Consider the following 19,845-nt stretch of genomic DNA (forward strand, 5'->3'; position numbering starts at 1 on the left):
TTTGTTGGCTGGGGGCGGGTTTTTGAGATTGTTTGTTTGGGGCGATTATGGTTGGTGGAACCCGCCCCTAGGAAACCCTATTTTGTAGGGGCGGGTTCCACCAAAAATATCTAAGGATTACCAACAATTTAGATAAACCCGCCCCCACACCACGAATAATTCACATTAACCTGATATTTGCATTAAATTCCCCAATGTAAATGATGATTGTTTGTTGGCTGGGGGCGGGTTTTTGAGATTGTTTGTTTGGGGCGATTATGGTTGGTGGAACCCGCCCCTAGGAAACCATATTTTGTAGGGCGGGTTCCACCAAAAATATCTAACAATTACCAACAATTTAGATAAACCCGCCCCCACACCACGAATAATTCACTTTGCTTTTTTCTGAGCAGCCGCATAATGCTCACTCATTAACTGATTAACTTCTGGATTGTAAATCCGCAGATAATTCCAGTAATTCTCAAACACCGATTTCACGTATCCTTTGGTTTCAGGAAACGGAATCTTTTCCGCAAAAGCATCCGGATCACTAAAACTAAACCTCTTCAACCAATCTGCTACTGCATTTGGCCCGGCATTATAACTCGCCACAGCTAACATCGAGTTATTTTTGTACTCGTCGTGAGTGTGATCCAAATACCACGTACCGAGTTTAACGTTGTCGTCCACATTCTCCAATGAATACTTTTTGAGGCTGATTTGTTGAGCAACCCAAGCTCCTGTTTCCGGCATTACTTGCATTAAACCGGTAGCGCCAACTGATGATTTGATAGCGGGCATAAACCGCGATTCTTGCCGGATTAATGCAGTTACTAATACGGGATTTATTGTGCGTTCTTTTGACCATTTGACAATGGTTTCTAAGTAAGGAAAAGGATAAAGTGCTTGCCAATAAATCGGTTGCTGTCTGAGTTCGAGGTATTGGGTTCTATCATCGGGTTTATCGCGCTGCCGCAAACTCCCAACCATCCACAAACCGTCTAAATTGTCTCCGACTGCTACTCGCATTAAACCGTCTGTAAACTGTTCGGCAATACTTGGTTCTACGCGGTCGATAAATTCTACTTGCCACAGCGTCCAAGCATCTCTATCTTGACCTAATTGATAGAGTTCTTTCAACGCAGGAGAACCGGCAGTTGGTTCGGGGCGCTGAGGGGGCTGCGCTACATTGGGAGACAAATCTCGGACTGTGGTAAAGTCGCCTACGGGCCAGCCGAGAAGTACAGCCGATCGCCACGCAAAATATGATTCTGGATAGCGTAAGATCGTGTAGTCAAACGCAGTCTTGGCGTCTTGTTGGCGGCCGAGTTGCTGTGCCCATTTCCCGACCCAAAATGCTGCTTCGGGAGCTTGTTCGCTGTCGGGATTGTGGGTGGTTAATTCTCTCGCCCACTGCCAAGCTGATTTTAAATCTCCGCCTTTGGCAAACTGCTGTGCGATCGTCCACCGCAATTCGCCGGCTTTATCAGAATTATTGTATTTTGTCAAGAGCAACTTCCGGGTATCTGAGGCGGCTTGACCACTGCGTGCTTTGTCTAGAATTTGCGATTTATCTAACAAAGCTTCGGGGGCATAATTGGGGAATTTGCTAATAACTCGATCGAGCAAAACGATCGCTTCTTTCGGTTCGCTCAGCCGCGACAGCCGAATTAAACCCAAACCAGTATCTTCGGCATCGGGAAACTCGCGCACTAATTCTTGATAGGCAATTCTCGATTCCGGGATTTTTCCGTCGAGCCACAAACCGCGAGCTTTGCGGTAAAGATTTTTGGCGTTGCGGGGAGCTTTCCCGTAAGCAATAGCTCCTTTGCCGTAATTTTGTTTTTCCCAATAGCCAAAGGCAATTTCTTCCCAATCTTCCGGTTTCAAACCGGCGCTGTTTCGCTGCACCAGTTGTTCCAAAATTGTCCCGTAATCTTTGACATAATGACCGTGTTTTGCTACGAGCAGCATCAACTGCGGCTGATTGGGATTTTCTTTTAACTTGCGGAGGGCAATTTCTACGCTGCGGGGATGACCAGGAAATTCACTAATTGCCTGTTGCCAATATTCCGGTTTTGACTTGCCTAAAACATATAAAGCTTCCGCTGCTACCGGGTCGTTCGGATAGTTTTTGAGCAGTTCCTCCCAAGCTTTTTGAGTTTTGCCTTTGTCGCCGCTTAATTGGTAAGCTTGCGCCCTTTTTAGGGCAATGTGAGCAGCTAAAACCGGATATTCTTGCTCTAATTTGTCCAATAACTTTAATGCTTTGGCCGCATTTCCTTGCTGAATTAAATCGCTGGCAAGCAGGTAGCGGGCGCGGCTTTGAGGGGAGATTTCTTGCTGCGGGTTCGTACTTGCAGACTGACTGGTTGCGAGTTCAACTAATTTCGCCGATCGCTCGCTCGGTGACAGCGACACCAGCATCTTGACTTGCGATTCGGAATTCGCTGCATTCTGGGGCTGCTGAGCCTTTTGGACCGAGCCAAAACCCATCCATTTCATCGCAGCAACCAAAGAGCCGATCGCAATAACGCAAACTGAAACGCTGATTAAAACAGAAAATCGGGCCCGGCGTCGTTTTAGCATGGGAAAATTTAAGAGAATAAGATATAGAGAACCGATCGTTTGTCAAGAGCCATCACAGGCAGGATGGGTGTTCTACGCCATCACAGGCAGGATGCCTGTTCAAGGAGAAATAAATGTTAATAGTGGGGCAAAAACGGACAGCAGACCCCCAAACAGATGATTGAGATTGGTGGAAGATCCGATCGCAGGCGGACTTGGCTGATATAGTAGCAGAATTTATTTTGATGTGGAGCGGAGAATTTGTGCGATCGATCTATTTCCCCGCACCAAGAAAAAAGCCCAAACCACCCAGTACAAAGTACAATCAAAAATCTAAAATCTAAAGTGTAAATCAAAACATGGAATTTCTAGTCACCGATACGCCCCGCTCTGTTTGGACAGGAGACGCCCTGGCAATTGGTCTATTTGAGGACGGCTTGGAACTCACCGGCGATCTGGCACAATTAGATGAAAAGCTGGCAGGCACTTTGAAAGAGCTGCTACTGGAAGTAGATTTTAAGGGCCAAGTGGGTACGAGCGCCATCACCCGCGTCGGCGGCAATAATCCCATTCGCAAAATTGCGATCGTAGGTTTGGGCAAAACAGAGGACTTAAAATTAGACACCGTGCGGCAAGCTGCGGGCGTTTGCGCCAAGTTAGCCAAAAAAGAGAAATGCAAAACCCTCGGAATTAGCTTTCCGGTGTGGAAAAACGCGCCGGATTCTACAGCCAGCGCCATCGCCGAAGGTGTAGAACTCTCCCTGAATCAAGACAACCGTTTCAAATCGGAAAAGGAAGACAAAAGCCCGCAACTCGAACAAATTCATTTGCTTGGTTTTGCCGGTACCGAAAGTGCGATCGTCCGCGCCCGCCAAATCACTGCCGGAGTCATTTTAGCACGGGAATTAGTCGCAGCGCCGGCAAATTTTGTCACCCCGATTACAATGGCAGAAACCGCTCAAAGTCTAGCTGCCGAATGCGGTTTAGAATTAGAAATATTGGAGCGGGAAGACTGTGAAAAACTAGGAATGGGAGCATTTCTCGGCGTAGCCCTAGCATCTGATTTACCCCCTAAATTCATCCATTTAACTTACAAACCCGAAGGCACACCGCGCCGCAAAATAGCAATTGTCGGCAAAGGATTGACCTTTGATTCTGGCGGTTTGAACATCAAAGGTGCGGGCAGCGGCATTGAAATGATGAAAGTAGATATGGGCGGCGCTGCGGCTACTTTTGGAGCAGCAAAGGCGATCGGACACATCAAACCAGATGTGGAAGTTCACTTTATCAGCGCCGTCACTGAAAACATGATCAGCGGCCGCGCCATGCGCCCTGGAGACATCCTCACAGCTTCCAACGGCAAAACAATTGAAGTCAACAATACCGACGCTGAAGGTCGTTTAACCCTGGCTGATGCTTTGGTATTTGCTGATAAATTGGGAGTTGACGCAATTGTCGATTTAGCAACTCTAACCGGGGCCTGCGTAATTGCTTTAGGCGACGATATCGCGGGTTTGTGGAGTCCTCAAGATAGCGTCGCCGCCGAAATAGTCGCCGCCTCAGAATTGGCAGGCGAAAAATTTTGGCGAATGCCGATGGAAGAAAAATATTTTGAAGGCTTGAAAGCATTGCACGCCGACATGAAAAACACAGGCCCACGTCCCGGCGGTTCGATTACGGCGGCGCTATTTTTGAAGCAGTTTGTAAAGGATACTGCTTGGGCGCATTTAGATATTGCCGGCCCGGTTTGGACTGACAAAGAAAATGGCTACAATGGCCCTGGGGCTACCGGTTTTGGAGTTCGCACTTTGGTGCATTGGGTGCTGGGCGGTGCTTAATTGTGGATTTCCAGCGGAAGAATTGACATTTTCTCTGCCTTAAAAGTCTGCTAGTCCATCTGTGAGCCAGGGGTTTTTAACCGCTGGCTCACTGCTTAAGTCATCTAAAAGAAAATTTAATAGGGATCATTAACAATTTAAATGTTTCGGAAGCAATCAGTACGCGAACCTATGTATTCCGTCACAGGGAGCAACGTAAGCGTTGCTAGCCGTGAGGCTCCCCATTGCTCATACTTGGGCAAAGCTTCGTTCCCAGGGCCCCACCTCGACTGTTTTGACATTTCCTGAAAAAATAGCTGTTTCATAAAAAATGAAAAAAGTATATAATTATGTAAATATTTCATTAGCCGAAATCAAATAATTAGATTTGATCTGATTTGCATTGGTACAGATAATTTTTTTCTTGAACTTTATGCAAGAACAATTAACAATTTTTTTTTCCACACTTGCTTTATCTTCTACACTCGCCTGCAACCTGGTGCCGGAGTTGCGACTGTACGCTGTTTTTGACTCGCTGACGGCACTGGCTTATTGCTCGATCGCCCTATCTTTAGTTTATTTTACCCGCCAAGGTTCTCACCGCAAGATTTTCCGGCTGTTTGCCGTTGTTTTTTTTGCTTGGGGCGCGGCTAAATTGACGGAAGTTTGGACGCTTTGGCATTCCATATATTGGCTGTCGGTAACTCTCAAAGCTGCAAGTGCTTTGATTTCTTGGCTTTTAGCCGCAATCGCCCTCGCCCTCATGCCGAAAGCACTTACCGAGTCTGGTTTAAATCAAAAAGAAAAATTTCAACAAATATCGTTAAAAGAGGTAGAACAAAATCTGCCCCAACATGATATCGAGAAAGGAGAATTGGCAAAACAAGCGCTCAATTTTTACCCTTCAGATACTATTGTCGATCGCGCTTTAGCTCTCAATTCGCTTAATGAACAGTTAGAAAAAGAAATTGCCGATCGCCACCGGGTTGAGGAAAAGTTGCAACTGACTCAATTTGCGATCGACCGATCGGCAGATGCGATATTCTGGATCGGGCCCGACGGTAAATTTTTGTACGTCAACGACGCTGCTTGCACTTCATTGGGATATTCTGAAGCAGAATTGCTCTCGATGACGGTGCATGACATCAATCCAGATTTTCCCCAAACTGCTTGGAGTTTGCACTGGAAAGTCTTAAAACGCTGCGGTTCGGTGAATATTGAAGTTCACCACCTCACTAAGTACGGTCGCATTTTTCCGGTAGAAATCACAATCAACCATTTGGAATTTAATGGCAAAGAATATCAGTGCGCGTTTGCTCGCGACATTAGCGAACGCAAGCGGATTGAGGCAGCTTTGCGAGAAAGGGAAGAAGAATTTAGGTCATTAGTTTCTAACATTCCCGGTGCGGTTTATCGGTGCAGTGCTGCGGGGCGATCGAGCGTAACTTTTATCAGCAGTGGCATAGAAGCTATTTCCGGCTATCCTGCTGCTAACTTTATGCAAAAACCGGTGCAGGCTTTTCCGAGTATAGTTCATCCCGATGACGTTGAGCAGATCGAGACAATTATCGATCGGGCTATTAAGACAAAACAACCTTACATCATCGAATATCGCCTAATTCACTGCGACGGAAATGTGCGGTGGGTTGTAGAGAAAGGCCAAGCCCTTTTCAACGCAGACGGTGAAGTTTTATCCCTCAACGGCGCCATTTTTGACATAACAGAGCGCAAAGCAGCGGAGGATGCTTTGCGGCTCTCCGAGGCGATCGCCAACAACAGAGCCCAGCAGCTAGAAATCGCTCTCAAAGAACTTCGAGAAACTCAAGCTCACCTAATTCATACCGAAAAAATGTCAAGTCTCGGTCAAATGGTAGCTGGAGTAGCTCACGAAATTAATAACCCTGTCAGTTTTATCTACGGCAATATTTCCTACGCCAGCCAATATATCCGAGACTTGTTGCAGCTTGTGGAACTTTATCAAAAACACTATCCTCAGCCCGTGGTAGAAGTTCAAGAATGTATTGACAATATCGATTTAGAATTTTTGAGAGAAGATTTACTAAAAATATTATCTTCGATGAAAATGGGAGCAGATCGCATTCGCGAAATAGTTCTGAGCTTGCGAAATTTCTCGCGTTTAGACGACTCAGTAAAAAAGCCTACAAACCTTCACGAAGGCATAGACAATACCCTCCTAATTTTACACAACAAACTTCGCGCCAGAGGCGACTATCCCGAAATTAAAGTAATCAAAGATTATGGTAAAATCCCTTTAATTGAATGTTATGCAGGTCAGCTAAATCAGGTATTTATGAACCTGCTTAGCAATAGTATTGACGCCTTGGAAGATGCTTGCAACCAAAAAAGGCGAGCGGCAGTCGGCGGCGACGATTGGAAACCAACTATTAGCATTCGCACAGAAGCCCTGAACGAAAATAGTATTTGCATCCGCATTTCCGATAATGCGATCGGCATGACAGAAGACGTGCGGAGCCGATTATTTGACCCGTTTTTCACGACAAAACCGATGGGAAAAGGCACTGGTTTGGGGTTAGCCATCAGTTACCGAATTGTCGCGGAAAAACACGCCGGAGCCTTAAGCTGCCGTTCCACCGTTGGAGAAGGTACGGAATTTGCGATCGAGATTCCTTTATGAATTAGTGCGACGGAAGTATCAAGACTTGGGCAGACGTTATCGATCGCTATAAATTGTCAAGTGGGCGGTAAAAAAAATTCACTTTTCAAGAAAAATCCAAAAATTGGCTATAAATTACCAAGGTAATAATCAACATGGCAGTGAAATTATAAATTCTGTACCTATACCTAAAGTTGAGTTGACATCGAGCATACCGCCGTGTTTTTCAACCACAATCTGCCGTGCGATCGCCAATCCCAACCCCGTACCTTTCCCTACTTCCTTGGTAGTAAATAACTCATCAAAAATCTTCTCTTGCACTACTTCACTCATGCCCACCCCGTTATCTTTGATGCAAATTATAGCTTGTTTTTTGTCGCTACAAATGTCGGTTCTAATGGTAATTTGATTGGCGATTTCTGCATAATGTCTTCCTTGATTTGATTCCTCCAAAGCATCGATCGCATTACCTAACAAATTCATAAATACTTGATTCAACTGTCCGGCATAGCACTCCACGGGTGGCAAATTCCCATATTCCCTAATTACTTTGATTTCTGGACGAGTATCGTTAGCCTTGAGGCGATGTTTCAGGATCATAATGGTGCTATCGATGCCATCGTGGATATTGCAAGCTACGGGATAGTTAGTATCCGCACGGGAGAATGTCCGTAGACTGGTACTAATATCCCGAATCCGCTTCACGCCTTCCCGCATCGAACCTACTAATTTCGGTAAATCTTCCCGGATGTATTCCAGATCGATGTTCTCGATTTCTTCTTGAATCTCTGGATCGAGTTGCGGATATTTTTGTTCATACAAATCGAGCAATCCAAACAAATCTTTGATATAATCTAAGGCGGGTTGAATATTACCAACCAAAAAACCAACTGGATTATTAATTTCGTGAGCCACCCCAGCCACTAAGTTTCCCAAGGCTGACATTTTTTCGCTTTGAACTATTGTTATTTGTGCCTGCTTGAGAGCTGTAAATGCTTGTTGAGATTCTTGATACAAACGGGCATTTTCTAAGGAAATAGCAGCTTGAGAAGCCAGCAAATTTAGCACCTCAATGCGATCGCTCGTAAATGCCCCAACCGTCAGGTTATTTTCCAGATAGAAAACTCCTATCAACTGCCCTTGATTAAGAATTGGAATACAAAGAACACTGATCGGCTGGTGCTGTTCAATATAGCGATCGCTCCCAACCTGGGAACTTACCCTAGCATCAACTATTACCAAAGGTTTCAAACTGCGCTTGACAGTGTTAACCAAACTAATTGCTACATCCTTACTTGATTCTAGAGGTATTGATGGTAATAGCTCAGGTTCCTGTCCCTCTGCTACAAGCGCCGCTACCTGTAAATACTGTTTTTGTTTGAGCAATAAGACACACTTAGTGGCGCCAGCATTCGCGATCGCTATTTTTAAAAGAGTAGTCAGGAGTTTATCTAGTTCAATCTCCCCAGAAATGGCTTGAGAGGCTTGGATCAGAGTAGGCAAATCGAGAAATTCAGAGTTGCTGCTAGAAGAGTGAGTAGAAGTAATCGTTCCCCGGGCGATCGTTTCTTTAAAGGAACTAAAGGATTGAGCTTGCTGAAGGATAATACCGAGTAGGCGAGGATAACGTTTTTCCAAATCGTCTATTTTGGCTTTAGCTCCCCAGCGGGCATAACAATAATACGCTTCAATCATGTAGGCTTGAGCTACTTTTTCTTTGCCCCATTCCAAGTAGAATTTCGCTGCTAGTTCGTTGGCGAGGGCTTCTTCGTTGAGGAATAGATTTTCTTTAGCGAGGGAGATCGCGCGATCGTACATGGAAAGTGCATCGGCCTTGTAACCCAAAACCCGCTGCCGTTCTGCTTCAACTAAATACCACTTATGCAGATGATTCATAGGAGCATTTTGCGCCCACTGGTGCAGAGTCGTTTGATGGGTTTCCACTAGGGCGAGAGTTTCAGCTTGCTCGGTTTCTGGCTGTGTGGAAAACACTGCCAGATGCGTCAGGGCTGCATAGAAATGGAAAGCAGGAACATGAACCAATCCCGATAATGCCATCACATACGGCTTGACTTGACCAATGTGGTTTAAGGCAGCCGGATAATTGCCCCATGAGTAGGCAAGCAGCAGTTTGTAAATGTAGACAAGAGCGATCGCACTGAATTCACGATCCTGATAGTGCTTAGGAATCATCACCGTTTCATCATAGGCAGTTCCGATTAAGCAATCCGGCTGGTTGACGACTTCCCTCAAGTTATGCAACATCTGCCGCTCCATATGCAAATAAGTCCGAGCCGAATATTGCTTCACCTGAGCCAAGGTAGCACTGTAGACAGCCAGTTCCGGTTCCCAAGTATCCAGTTCTACCCCACCGTAAAAGTTGATGTAGCTGTAAGTAGCTATGTTGTAGCCAGCGTTAAGAAAATCGCCCGTTTCCATGCCAGCTATAAAGCCCTCTTTCAGCGTTGGTAGCCCTGCCCTCATAGCATTTTGATGATGCTGAATAAATGCCCCAAACATATTATGAGTAATGCACTTAAATTCTCGTGAATTGACCCGATCGAGCAATGAGAGTGCCAATTTACCAAAGCTATAGCCCGTTTTTGCCTCTCCCAAAAAAGCACTTAATACAAGTCCGTGAATCGCATAGCCCACCGTCGATGCGGGTGCATTCCCAAAGGAGAGCGATAAACTTACCATCGTGGAGCTAAGTAGGGGCACTAAGCCTGGAATTCCCTGGAGAATGGGTGCAAATAACATGGCCAATATTGGCATAGCTGCCTGAGTCTGAGGAGCACTCATCACAGGCAGATCCACCAGTTCCTCAATCGTTCTACCTTGGAGTTGGCTAGCAACGGCTTGTAGCGCTTGGCTAATCAAGGCTTCGTCAGGTGCGGTGGGTAATTCAATGCCCAATTGCCAGAGTGCATCTCTTGCTACTGCAATGGCTTCTAGTGACTTGCTCTGTGCTGTCTCGGCAGCGATTTGAATTTCGTAAATTTTGATTTTGTCTAAGATTGTCTGGGCTGCTTGCAACACTTGTGCTGCTATCTCTTCCATGCTGTCAAAGTCAGCATTCAAATAGGCAGCTTCGGCAGCCGCAACATAGAGGTTCAGGGTTAATTCATACTGGCTTTGCCAGCAGTTGGCTGTTAGTAGATCAATGCCTGTTTGCAGATAAACTCTGGCTGCCGTGTAGGCGGTTGAATTTCTGGCTTTACAACCGGCTTCTAAGTTAAGTTGAGCTAAGGCTTCCCGTTCGCTCGCTTGGGTGATTAACTCAATTCCTCGATTCAAATGCCCGACGATATCAAACAGTTTTTCCTCTAGCTCTATTTTTGAAGAATTTTGCTGAAGTAATTGTCCGATTTTGAGATGCGTTGCTTTTTTCTGTGAATCGGGAATTAGCGAATATGCGGCTTGCTGGACGCGATCGTGTAAAAATCGATAAGTTGGATTAGCTGAAGCCTTGAAAACTTCATCACTATCCGATTCGGTAAAGAACTTATAGATTTTGGTCGTGGGAATCACCAAACCTTCCTGTAATGCTTTCCATAAAGCCGTAGCCATCATTCCAGCAGATTTCTCACTGACAATTACTAACGTATTCAAATCAAACTGTGATCCTATACAAGCAGCTAATGTGAGAACATACTGAGTTCCTTTGGGCAGCTTCTGCAATTGCAACGCCATGAATTCAACGACATCATCAGTGATAGCTAAGGCTTTCACTTGGGCAATATCACACTGCCAATGCCGAATCTCCCAGTTAAAGCTAATTAGCTGCTCGTCATGTAATGTCTTGAGAAACTGAGTTGCAAAGAAAGGATTACCCTGAGTTTTTAGATAGACTAATGTTGTCAAAGGTTGGGCAAGTGATGATTCGCAATTCAGCGTATCCGCCACCAACAAATTCATATCTAGTTCGCTTAACGGTTCCAAAGTAATTGTATTCACTGTTGCCCCCGTTTTAACTATCTCATCCACTCTTAAGATAAATGGATGCACGGGCCAAACTTCATTATCTCGATAGGCCCCCAATACTAATAAATATCCTGTATCGAGCATCAATAATTGTAGCAAATTCAGGGATGCTGAATCCGCCCATTGCAAGTCATCCAAAAACATCACTAAAGGATGTTCTTTGCTCGTGAAAACTTGCACAAATTTCTGCATTAGCAGATTAAAGCGATTTTGGGAGGCACTTGCTGACAATTCTGTTGCAGGAAGTTGAGCGCCAATTATGCCTTCTAACTCAGGAATCACGTCAATCAAGACTTGTCCGCTGTCTCCCACTGCTGCTAAAATCTGGGTTTTCCATGTTTGCAGTTCGGTATCAGATTCTGATAGTAATTGACCCATTAAGTCGCGAAAAGCTTGCACAAAGGCACTGAAGGGAATGTTGCGTTGAAATTGATCGTATTTGCCTTTGATAAAATAACCGCGCTGACGGACAATGGGTTTATGAACTTCATTGACAACGGCGGTTTTCCCAATTCCAGAAAAACCTGCTACTAGCATCATTTCGGTGCTACCTGTGCTGACTCGCTCAAAGGCAGCTAATAGTTGAGCAACTTCTTTTTCTCTACCGTAGAGCTTTTCGGGGATAGTAAAGCGATCGCTAATATCTCGCTTTCCGAGTTCAAAATCTTCTATCTTGGCTGTTTTTTGTAACTGAAATAAACACTTTTCTAAATCGTGCTTTAGTCCTAATGCACTTTGATAGCGTTTTTCGGCATTTTTCGCCATCAGCTTACTGACAATTTTTGATAAAATTATGGGAACTTCTGGATTTATTAGATGGATCGGTTTCGACTGTTTAGCGAGGTGACAATGCACCAGTTTCATCGGATCATCAGAGATAAATGGCAACTGCCCTGTTAACAATTCATAAAAGGTCACACCCAGGGAATAAAAGTCACTACGATAGTCAATGCCTCGATTCATCCGTCCTGTTTGTTCGGGGGAGAGATAGGCTAATGTTCCTTCTAAAATATTCGGATTCTGGATTTCTTGGGTTTCTCGTGGTAGGAGGGATGCAATACTAAAGTCAATTAGTTGAATTTGTTTGGTGTCGGGATTAATGAGAATATTAGCGGGTTTAATATCTTTGTGAATGACTCGGTTTTGGTAGAGATACTGAATAATGTCTGTTAGTTGTATGGCGAGTTGGAGAAATTCTGCTAAAGGTAAAGCTTGAGATGGTTGGGTTTGATTTGTTGCTGTTTGGAGATAAGTAGATAGGGAGACTCCGCCAAAGTCCTCCATTACTAGGGCATAGCTATTCTGGTATACTTCCAGCGTCAGGGGTTTGACGATGTGAGGGAAGTCGAGATTTTTGGCAATGGTGTATTGGTTGCGAAACTGGATGAGCTCGTTGAAGGTCGGGTATTCGTTTCGCAGCAGTTTGATGACGACTGGGTATTGGTCACGGGTACGGATGCCTCGATAGACTAGGGTACGTGTACCTACATAAAGTTGCTCTGTAATCTGATAACCTGACAAATTGGCGATCGCATCCATAACTCGTTTATACAACAGTTAAATTAAAACCTTCCCTTCCATTATATTTTATTATGTGACAAAGATAGCGATCGCCAACTCTGCACCCTCGCTAGGGACAGAATTAACTGTAATTTTTTCCCAATGTTTATCAACTATTATTTGACCAAAAGCAATGTGGTCACAATCATCCGGATTCATCCGTGTACCTGTGAAAAAAGCTCCCCATCCTAATCACAACCCCTCGGACTCATCCGTGCGAGCAATCTCAAATATCAAATCTCAACTTTCAGGTGGCATGAGGTGCGATCGCTAATCCTAAATTAGTTTCTTTGCCTACTCCGCACTATTTGCGCTATGTTATGTATAGTATGGTTGCGTAATTTCTGATAATATCAGAAAACAATAATTTGTAATTTTTCACCGCCAATATACGCAGATAAACCAGGAGATAAACTTGATAATATCTGCGTACATTTGCCTGCATCTGCGGTTGTATTATGCTTTATTCCCCGTAGTGGCCGCCGACAACCTTACCCCGAAACACAACATAATTGTAGATGTTGTAAAAAATCATAATCGGGATCAGAATGCCCATGAACACAATCATAAATACCAGGGCGCTGGGCGAAGCTGCGGCTTGGTAAATCGTGATTTCCGAGGGAATAATGTAGGGAAAAACAATCAATCCCAAGCCGATGAAAGTAAGCAAAAAAATCAGAATCGTCCAGATAAACGGCGTTCGTTCTTCCTTGCTTGCGAGACTTTTCAGCAGCAGTCCCACCAATAGCACTCCCAACAAAGGAATCGTGGCAAAGACATAAACTAGCGGTTTCTCGAACAACCTGGATCTAGCACTTTCGTAAAAAATCGGAGTGGCAATTGTAATTAAAATCGCTCCGATTAAAGTTGTCACCGCCGCAATTTTAGCCGTGCGATAGTGATTTGTTTGCAGTTCGCCTTCTGTTTTCATAATTAGATAGGTTGAACCGATCAAAACATAGCCTTGAATCAGCGTCAAAGCAACCAAGATCGATCGCCAATCCAGCCAGTCCCAAGTAGTACCCACAAAGTGACCGGCTTCATCAACCGCAATGCCTTCGAGCACCGCACCCAAGGCAAATCCTTGAGCTAAAGCTGCTAAAAAACTGCCAGCACCAAAGGCATAATTCCAGAATAATTTGCGATTAGAATGCTCGCGAAATTCAAAGGCTACAGCCCGAAATATCAAACCAAAAAGCATCATGCAAATCGGTATATATAGCGCTGTCAAAATCGTGCCGTAAGCCAGGGGAAATGCGCCAAATAAAGCGCCTCCCATCAACACCAGCCAAGTTTCGTTCGCGTCCCAAACGTTGCCCAAACTCGTCATTAAAATGCCCCTGCGTTCCTCGTCGGAAGCAGTCAGAGACAGGATGCCTACTCCTAAGTCAAAACCGTCTAGCATGACATATAGCAGGAGAAACAAAGCTAAAACTACAAACCAAACTTGCGGGAGAAAATGCTCCAAAGCTTGCATAAAATCTCCTATTGTTGTGCTTCTACGGGACGTTGATCGGGAATATGTTCTGCGGGTTGACTTTCGATTGCAGGTTCATTGTCTAAACCTGGCACAGGCAGACTTAAATTAGGCCCTTGGCGGATAATTCTACTGCCAAAATACAAAGCACAAACAAACAAAAAGCTGTAAATAACTGCAAAGAAACTGAGAGAAGTTAAAACATTGCTGGCGGGGATGTTTGACACCGCATCAGCAGTGCGAATTTGCCCGTATAAAGCCCAAGGTTGTCTGCCGACACAGCGCACAATCCAACCCGATTCTACAGCAATATATCCCAGGGGAGCAGCTAATACCCAAGCGCGCATCAGCCAAGGTTGACTGCTAATATTTTCAGCAGCAAGTTTGCCTCGCATCCACTGAATTATACTGAACAGCATCAGTCCTAAAAAGAAGAATCCAATCCCGGACATGATGCGGAAACAATAGTAGATCAAACCCACCATCCGGGGTCTGTCTTCTGGCTTCCATTCCTTCAATCCGAGTACGGGTTCGGAGAGTTTTTGTTTGAATTCCAGAACGTATCCTAAGCCATTGGGAACGCTAATTTCCCAGTCATTTTTTTTGGCTTTTTCATTAGGCAAAGCTAGCAAAGTCCAATCTGCTGACTCTCCCGCTGGTGAAGTTTCCCACTTAGCTTCGATTGCTGCTAATTTAGTGGGTTGGTAGTGATAAACTTGTTCGGCGCTCAAATGTCCGATGTATATTTGCAAAGGTGCAACGGCGATGGCTGTCGCTATGGCAATTTTTAAAGACTTGGAAAAAAAGGCTTGGTTGCGCTTATTGAGAATGTACCAAGCGCTAATTCCCCCAATGACAAACAGCGAAGTTTCTAACGTCGCAAAAAACATATGGAGAATGCTGTTTAATGCGAACGGGTTCATAATTGCTTGAAAGTAATCGCTGACAATAAACTTGCCATTGACCATTTCTCCTCCCGCAGGAGTTTGCAGCCAAGAGTTAGCGACTAAAATCCAGACTGTGGATAGGTTAGCGCCGAAGGCTACCATGATTGTAGCGAAATAATGGACGATCGGGTGAACGCGCTCCCAACCAAACAGCATAATGCCTAAAAAGCCGGCTTCTAACATAAATGCCATTGAAGCTTCAAATCCTAAAATGCTGCCAAAAAAGTCACCAACTGCTTCGGAAAATGGTGCCCAATTCGTGCCAAACTGAAATTCCATCGGAATGCCTGAAGCTACTCCAATACCGAAGTTGAGGACGTAGAGTTGAGACCAAAAACGAGCGTGATGGTAGTAGTCGGGATTGCGAGTTTTCAGCCACATTCCTTCAACAATTACCAGATAAATTCCCATTCCCGTAGTCAGAACTGGCCACAGCATATGGAATATGGCGGTTAGCGCAAATTGCATCCGTGATAGCGCCACGGTGTTAGATAAGATATCCATCGTTATATCCTTTGGTCAGTTCAAGAGAGGTTAGCTTGCACAAATTCCATAATGGACACTGGTTATAATGTAGTGTAAAAATTTGTGACATTTTGTAGAGTTGGCAATTTTTAAGGTTTTATACAGATTTCGCTTGTATTTTTTTGTATGTTAAAATAGGTAGATTATTATTTGCCGTTGGGTGGGGGCGGGTTTATGAGATTGGGGGTTTTAGGCATTTATTGTCGGTGAACCCGCCCCTACAAGATTTATGTTCGGTGATGGAAATATTATCTTAGTTGGGTGGGGGCGGGTTTATGAGATTGTGGGTTTTAGGCATTTATTGTCTGTGAACTGGCCCCTACAAGATTTATGTTCGGTGAGGGAAAGATTATCTTAGTTGGGTGGGGGCGGGTTTATGAGATTGTGGGTTTTAGGCATTTATTATCGGTGAACCCGCCCCTACAAGATTTATGTTCGGTGAGGGAAAGATTATCTTAGCGAACCGTGACTTTATACGTTAGTTTAAAGGGTTTAAAATTAGCTTTATTTTTGGCGGTTCCGCTCAATTCAAGTTCGTAAATTCCAGCCTTGGGAAACACGATATCACCTCCCGGAATCCCTTGATATTTCTCCGCAGATATGGCGGTCAAAGGCGGCTGCATCAGCGGCTTATCCCCATCTTTACGATTTTTCGGATAAACTTCTAATTTGCAATTACACTGCTCTAGGGGGATAATTTGACCGCCCCTGCGAGTTAGGGCAAACCAAACTCTTGCAGGCTGTCCGGCGCGGGGGTTGTGGTTGGGTTCTAGGTGAAAGGTAGCGGCTACATCTCCCGATACTTCGACTTCGTGCGCCAAAACAGAAATCGAGTTTAACTGCGGCGCACTGGGAATTGCTGCTTCAATTAGTAATCCCAAAAAAACTAACAATCCCAAACTTTTACTTTTGTTTGACAGGCGAAACATAGAAATTTTCTAGTGATAAAACTGACCAAAACAAGCGCGATCGCACAAACGTAACTAACACCGTAACCACAGCTAACACCGCTGTCAGCAGTTGATTGTGCAACTTCCATTCAAAACCGCCGAGATAGTGGGAACCGATGAGTGCGGCGTGTACAGCGCACAGCAAGAAAGCTGGAACGCTTAACAGATGAAGCATTCGCCACAGTTGGCCTAAAAAATTTTGAATACGATCGCAACTTGTAACCGCCGCCGGCAACATCAACAGCAGCGCCGTCATTCCAGCCGCCATTCCCAACTGATGCTGCGGCAACATAAAAGATAGCGCGTCAAAATTCCATCGCAGCGTATGATCCAGCATATGAAACGTGTGGGCGACTGCGAGGAAAAACGCGCCCACACCCAAAGCGCGGCGATAGCGCAACAGTTGGGGCAAAAACTTGCTAACCGGACGCGCCAACAGTGCTAGCATCAAGCACAGCAGCGCTGCGTGGCCCGTAAAATCTACCATTTCATCGGTTCGCAGCAAGGTAAGAATCCCGATCGCCACAGTCACCCAACCACCCATCCGAAACAGTTGACTGCGCTTGTCCGCGCTCAATCTGCCAGCAAAAAAACTCACTCCCAGCATAGTTGGCAGTGTGCCGAGTCCAAAAGCCAGCATCGTCGCCGCACCCAAAACCGAATTTCCCGTTTCCGCCGCCTTAATCTGCGCCGCGTAGAGGAAACCGCAGGGAATCAAACCCCAAAGCAAACCCAAAGCAACCGGCACCCACCAGTTTTTTTGCGCCGAAAGCTTGCTCATTGCTTGTCCGACTCGATCGTGCGACATTGGGTGCAGCAGCGGCAATCTGGGCAGCAAACCCGGTTTAATTTGCACTACTCCGAACCAAATCAGCATTGTGCCCGTGAGAAGTGCGATCGCCCGCCGCAATTCGCTACCGGTACCTGCCAAAAGTCCGCCAGCAATTAACACCGAACCCAGTCCGCCAATTGCAGCACCAACCAAAGCGTAAGCAGTAATTCTCCCCAAATTCAGCAGCAAATGAAAGCGGAAAGCAGCTAATTTATCGTTGCGGGAATTAGAAATAGAAAACGCCATTGTCAGCGGGCCGCACATCCCCGCGCAGTGACCGAAACTGCCGAGAAATCCCAAAATTGCAATTAGCAGGATGTCGAGCATATTGAGTCATACGATTTTAGATTTTAGATTTTAGATTTTAGATTTTTTTTTACTGCTTACCTATTACCTATTACCCCATGCCCTGCGCGGGCCAATGCCCCATGCCCCATGCCCCATGCCCCATGCCCAATTACCCATTTTGAATTCCGATCGCTAAAATTCCCAAAATTTTATCAACCTGATTCAAAAAATACTCCAATAAATCTATTTGAACTGCTTGCCCTTCCAGCATTAAAAACTTCCAAATTTCTCCCGTTGTCACAACCCCATAAATCCTCGATACCTGATTTCCCTCCCGTTCGTTAAACAGTTGAGCTGCATACATTTCCGCTACGCACTGACCCAACCCAGCATTAATATTTTCCTGTTTAGCCTCAACGATTAAAATCGCCGGCGCGCTAACAATCAGGAACTCTACCGATCGACTGATCAGAAAATCGCAACTGCCGTTTAATCCCAAGTCGCTGTCCACCGTAAAATCAACTCCCGAAAACAAACTAATGCGATCGGGAAACTGTTTGGTAAGTTCCAGCAAAATCGGCGTAATAATCATTTCTGAGCGTGATTTTTCCGTATTACTCGCCAGAGCAAAAGGAACATTATAAGCTAAAGTTTCTGTTAAATGATTGCTGCATTCTAAAGCAGGTACGGCCGAAAACAAATCTTGCCTCGGCGAAATCGTTAAATTCAAAGCTTTTTTGACGCTTGCCAAACTAAAATCGCTGTAAGCCATACATTTTACACTTGATTTTTTACTTGTTAGGACTTACGCAACTCACACATATAGTAGGGTGCGTCGGAGGTCTAAACCATTAATAATCGCTCTCTAACGAAAGCCTGACGCACCCTACAAGTCTAATAACTAATGACTAATAACTAATAATATCATGTCCGCTCGATTGACCATAATATCCGGGCAGGGCGGGTTTTTGAGATTGGAGATTATTGGCAGATATTGTTGGTGAACCCGCCCCTACCTGATGAAGGGTAATCGACCGGATATGATATAACTAATGACTAATGACTAATGACTAATGACTAATGACTAATGACTAATGACTAATGACTAATGACTAATAACTAATGACTAATGACTAATAACTAATGACTAATGACTAATAACTAATGACTAATGACTAATGACTACTTTTGTGCTGGATGCGCCGCCGCCGGCGAAGCTGCACCCATTTGATTTATAGCAGCAATTAGCTGATAAAGCCGCCCCAAATCCCGCTGGTTGAAATGCAAAACTAGGCGCGGCAGATCGAAAGTTGCATCTCCTATTTCGGGTTCCAAAGCTTGACTTTTTTCAATTTTTCCGGTGACAACTATATCGCTAAAATCTGTATTTAGCCGATCGACATTCTCCTGAGAAAGCTCTGTTTTTAAGCGAATTACCAGTTTTTCGCGCACGTAGCGGCAGGAGTGATAAACCAGATAAAAACTACCGATCGCCTCGCAAGCGACATTTACATCGTCAGTAATCGTATACAGGCTGCGATCGTCGGCTGAAATCAAACCCCGACCCCGCAATTGTTTTTGCACAAAAATATTCCAATCAAGCCAATAATCTCCTCCCGGTCGATCGATCAATACCACAGGAGCAGGCCCGAACTTGCCAGTTTGAGTCAAAGTCAGACACTCAAAAGCCTCGTCCAGAGTGCCGAAACCGCCCGGAAACAGAGCTAAAGCATCGCTCTCCCGGAGAAAAAACAACTTGCGAGTGAAAAAATATTTAAAATTGAGCAATTTGCGATCGCCGGCAATGAAAGGATTAGAACTCTGCTCGAAAGGTAACTGAATGTTCAGCCCAAAAGAACGTTCCGCAGTCGCCCCCTCGTTCCCCGCCTGCATAATTCCCCCGCCGCCGCCAGTAATCACCATAAACCCCTGCTGGGCGATCGCCCGCGCAAAGTCTCTGGCCATCAAATATTCCGCAGATTGCGGTGACACCCTCGCCGAACCAAAAATCACAATTTTGCGAACGTGTCGGTAAGGATAAAACATCTCAAAAGCGCTCTCCATATCTCGGAGCGACGCCGCAATAATCTTCAAGTCTAGGCGATCGAGATCCTCTCTGGCCATTTGCACTATAGTAGAGAGCGATCGTTCGATCCACTCAGAGTGCTTCAACATTGGCAAGCGATCGAGCAAATCCATCACTTCAGCTTGGAGGGACTCAAAACCTTGACCATACCCAGAACGAATCATGAATTTTTCCGAAATGGTAACAAATTGTCGCTA

General features: G+C 45.0%; 10 protein-coding genes. 2 read left to right on the forward strand and 8 right to left on the reverse strand.

The window, feature by feature from the left end; translation table 11 throughout:
* Positions 1-369 precede the first annotated feature (369 nt).
* Positions 370-2,568, reverse strand: a complete 2,199-nt coding sequence (locus QT990_RS07590) for a transglycosylase SLT domain-containing protein (protein WP_333465089.1) — start codon at positions 2,566-2,568, stop codon at positions 370-372.
* A gap of 338 nt (positions 2,569-2,906) precedes the next feature.
* Between QT990_RS07590 and QT990_RS07595 the strand changes: the two genes are divergently transcribed.
* Positions 2,907-4,385 (forward strand): leucyl aminopeptidase, encoded by a 1,479-nt coding sequence (locus tag QT990_RS07595; RefSeq protein ID WP_333465090.1) that lies wholly within the window; start codon positions 2,907-2,909, stop codon positions 4,383-4,385.
* A gap of 412 nt (positions 4,386-4,797) precedes the next feature.
* Positions 4,798-7,020, forward strand: a complete 2,223-nt coding sequence (locus tag QT990_RS07600; RefSeq protein ID WP_333465091.1) for a PAS domain S-box protein — start codon at positions 4,798-4,800, stop codon at positions 7,018-7,020.
* A gap of 129 nt (positions 7,021-7,149) precedes the next feature.
* Here the strand turns inward: QT990_RS07600 and QT990_RS07605 are convergent, their stop codons facing one another.
* The 7 genes from QT990_RS07605 to QT990_RS07635 all read right to left on the reverse strand — a co-directional run bounded on the left by QT990_RS07605 (position 7,150) and on the right by QT990_RS07635 (position 19,812).
* Entirely contained in the window at positions 7,150-12,522 is a 5,373-nt protein-coding gene (locus QT990_RS07605) for an AAA family ATPase (protein WP_333465108.1), read from the reverse strand.
* A 484-nt stretch (positions 12,523-13,006) separates the two neighbouring features.
* Positions 13,007-14,020 carry a cytochrome d ubiquinol oxidase subunit II gene (gene cydB / locus QT990_RS07610; RefSeq protein WP_333143266.1) on the reverse strand — a complete coding sequence of 338 codons (1,014 nt, stop codon included), beginning with the start codon at positions 14,018-14,020 and terminating at the stop codon, positions 13,007-13,009.
* An 8-nt stretch (positions 14,021-14,028) separates the two neighbouring features.
* Positions 14,029-15,471 (reverse strand): cytochrome ubiquinol oxidase subunit I, encoded by a 1,443-nt coding sequence (locus QT990_RS07615; RefSeq protein WP_333143265.1) that lies wholly within the window; start codon positions 15,469-15,471, stop codon positions 14,029-14,031.
* Between the two features lie 476 nt (positions 15,472-15,947).
* Positions 15,948-16,421, reverse strand: a complete 474-nt coding sequence (locus QT990_RS07620) for a hypothetical protein (protein WP_333305085.1) — start codon at positions 16,419-16,421, stop codon at positions 15,948-15,950.
* A complete protein-coding gene (locus tag QT990_RS07625) occupies positions 16,396-17,601 on the reverse strand; it encodes an urease accessory protein UreH domain-containing protein (protein WP_333305088.1) in 1,206 nt (401 codons plus the stop codon). The genes QT990_RS07620 and QT990_RS07625 overlap by 26 nt, the downstream gene beginning before the upstream one ends.
* 130 nt (positions 17,602-17,731) lie before the next feature.
* Positions 17,732-18,334, reverse strand: coding sequence for a hypothetical protein (locus QT990_RS07630; RefSeq protein WP_333305090.1), 603 nt, complete (start codon positions 18,332-18,334; stop codon positions 17,732-17,734).
* A 410-nt stretch (positions 18,335-18,744) separates the two neighbouring features.
* Positions 18,745-19,812 carry an LOG family protein gene (locus tag QT990_RS07635; RefSeq protein WP_333465092.1) on the reverse strand — a complete coding sequence of 356 codons (1,068 nt, stop codon included), beginning with the start codon at positions 19,810-19,812 and terminating at the stop codon, positions 18,745-18,747.
* Between the last annotated feature and the right edge of the window lie 33 nt (positions 19,813-19,845).

The sequence above is a fragment of the Microcoleus sp. T3_B1 genome (assembly GCF_036700445.1).
Lineage (GTDB): Bacteria > Cyanobacteriota > Cyanobacteriia > Cyanobacteriales > Microcoleaceae > Microcoleus.

Excerpts from the sequence above, each read along its gene's own strand:
- QT990_RS07590 (WP_333465089.1), bottom strand. The coding sequence starts at position 2,568 with ATGCTAAAACGACGCCGGGCCCGATTTTCTGTTTTAATCAGCGTTTCA.
- QT990_RS07595 (WP_333465090.1), top strand. The coding sequence starts at position 2,907 with ATGGAATTTCTAGTCACCGATACGCCCCGCTCTGTTTGGACAGGAGAC.
- QT990_RS07600 (WP_333465091.1), top strand. The coding sequence starts at position 4,798 with ATGCAAGAACAATTAACAATTTTTTTTTCCACACTTGCTTTATCTTCT.
- QT990_RS07605 (WP_333465108.1), bottom strand. The coding sequence starts at position 12,522 with ATGGATGCGATCGCCAATTTGTCAGGTTATCAGATTACAGAGCAACTT.
- cydB (WP_333143266.1), bottom strand. The coding sequence starts at position 14,020 with ATGCAAGCTTTGGAGCATTTTCTCCCGCAAGTTTGGTTTGTAGTTTTA.
- QT990_RS07615 (WP_333143265.1), bottom strand. The coding sequence starts at position 15,471 with ATGGATATCTTATCTAACACCGTGGCGCTATCACGGATGCAATTTGCG.
- QT990_RS07620 (WP_333305085.1), bottom strand. The coding sequence starts at position 16,421 with ATGTTTCGCCTGTCAAACAAAAGTAAAAGTTTGGGATTGTTAGTTTTT.
- QT990_RS07625 (WP_333305088.1), bottom strand. The coding sequence starts at position 17,601 with ATGCTCGACATCCTGCTAATTGCAATTTTGGGATTTCTCGGCAGTTTC.
- QT990_RS07630 (WP_333305090.1), bottom strand. The coding sequence starts at position 18,334 with ATGGCTTACAGCGATTTTAGTTTGGCAAGCGTCAAAAAAGCTTTGAAT.
- QT990_RS07635 (WP_333465092.1), bottom strand. The coding sequence starts at position 19,812 with ATGATTCGTTCTGGGTATGGTCAAGGTTTTGAGTCCCTCCAAGCTGAA.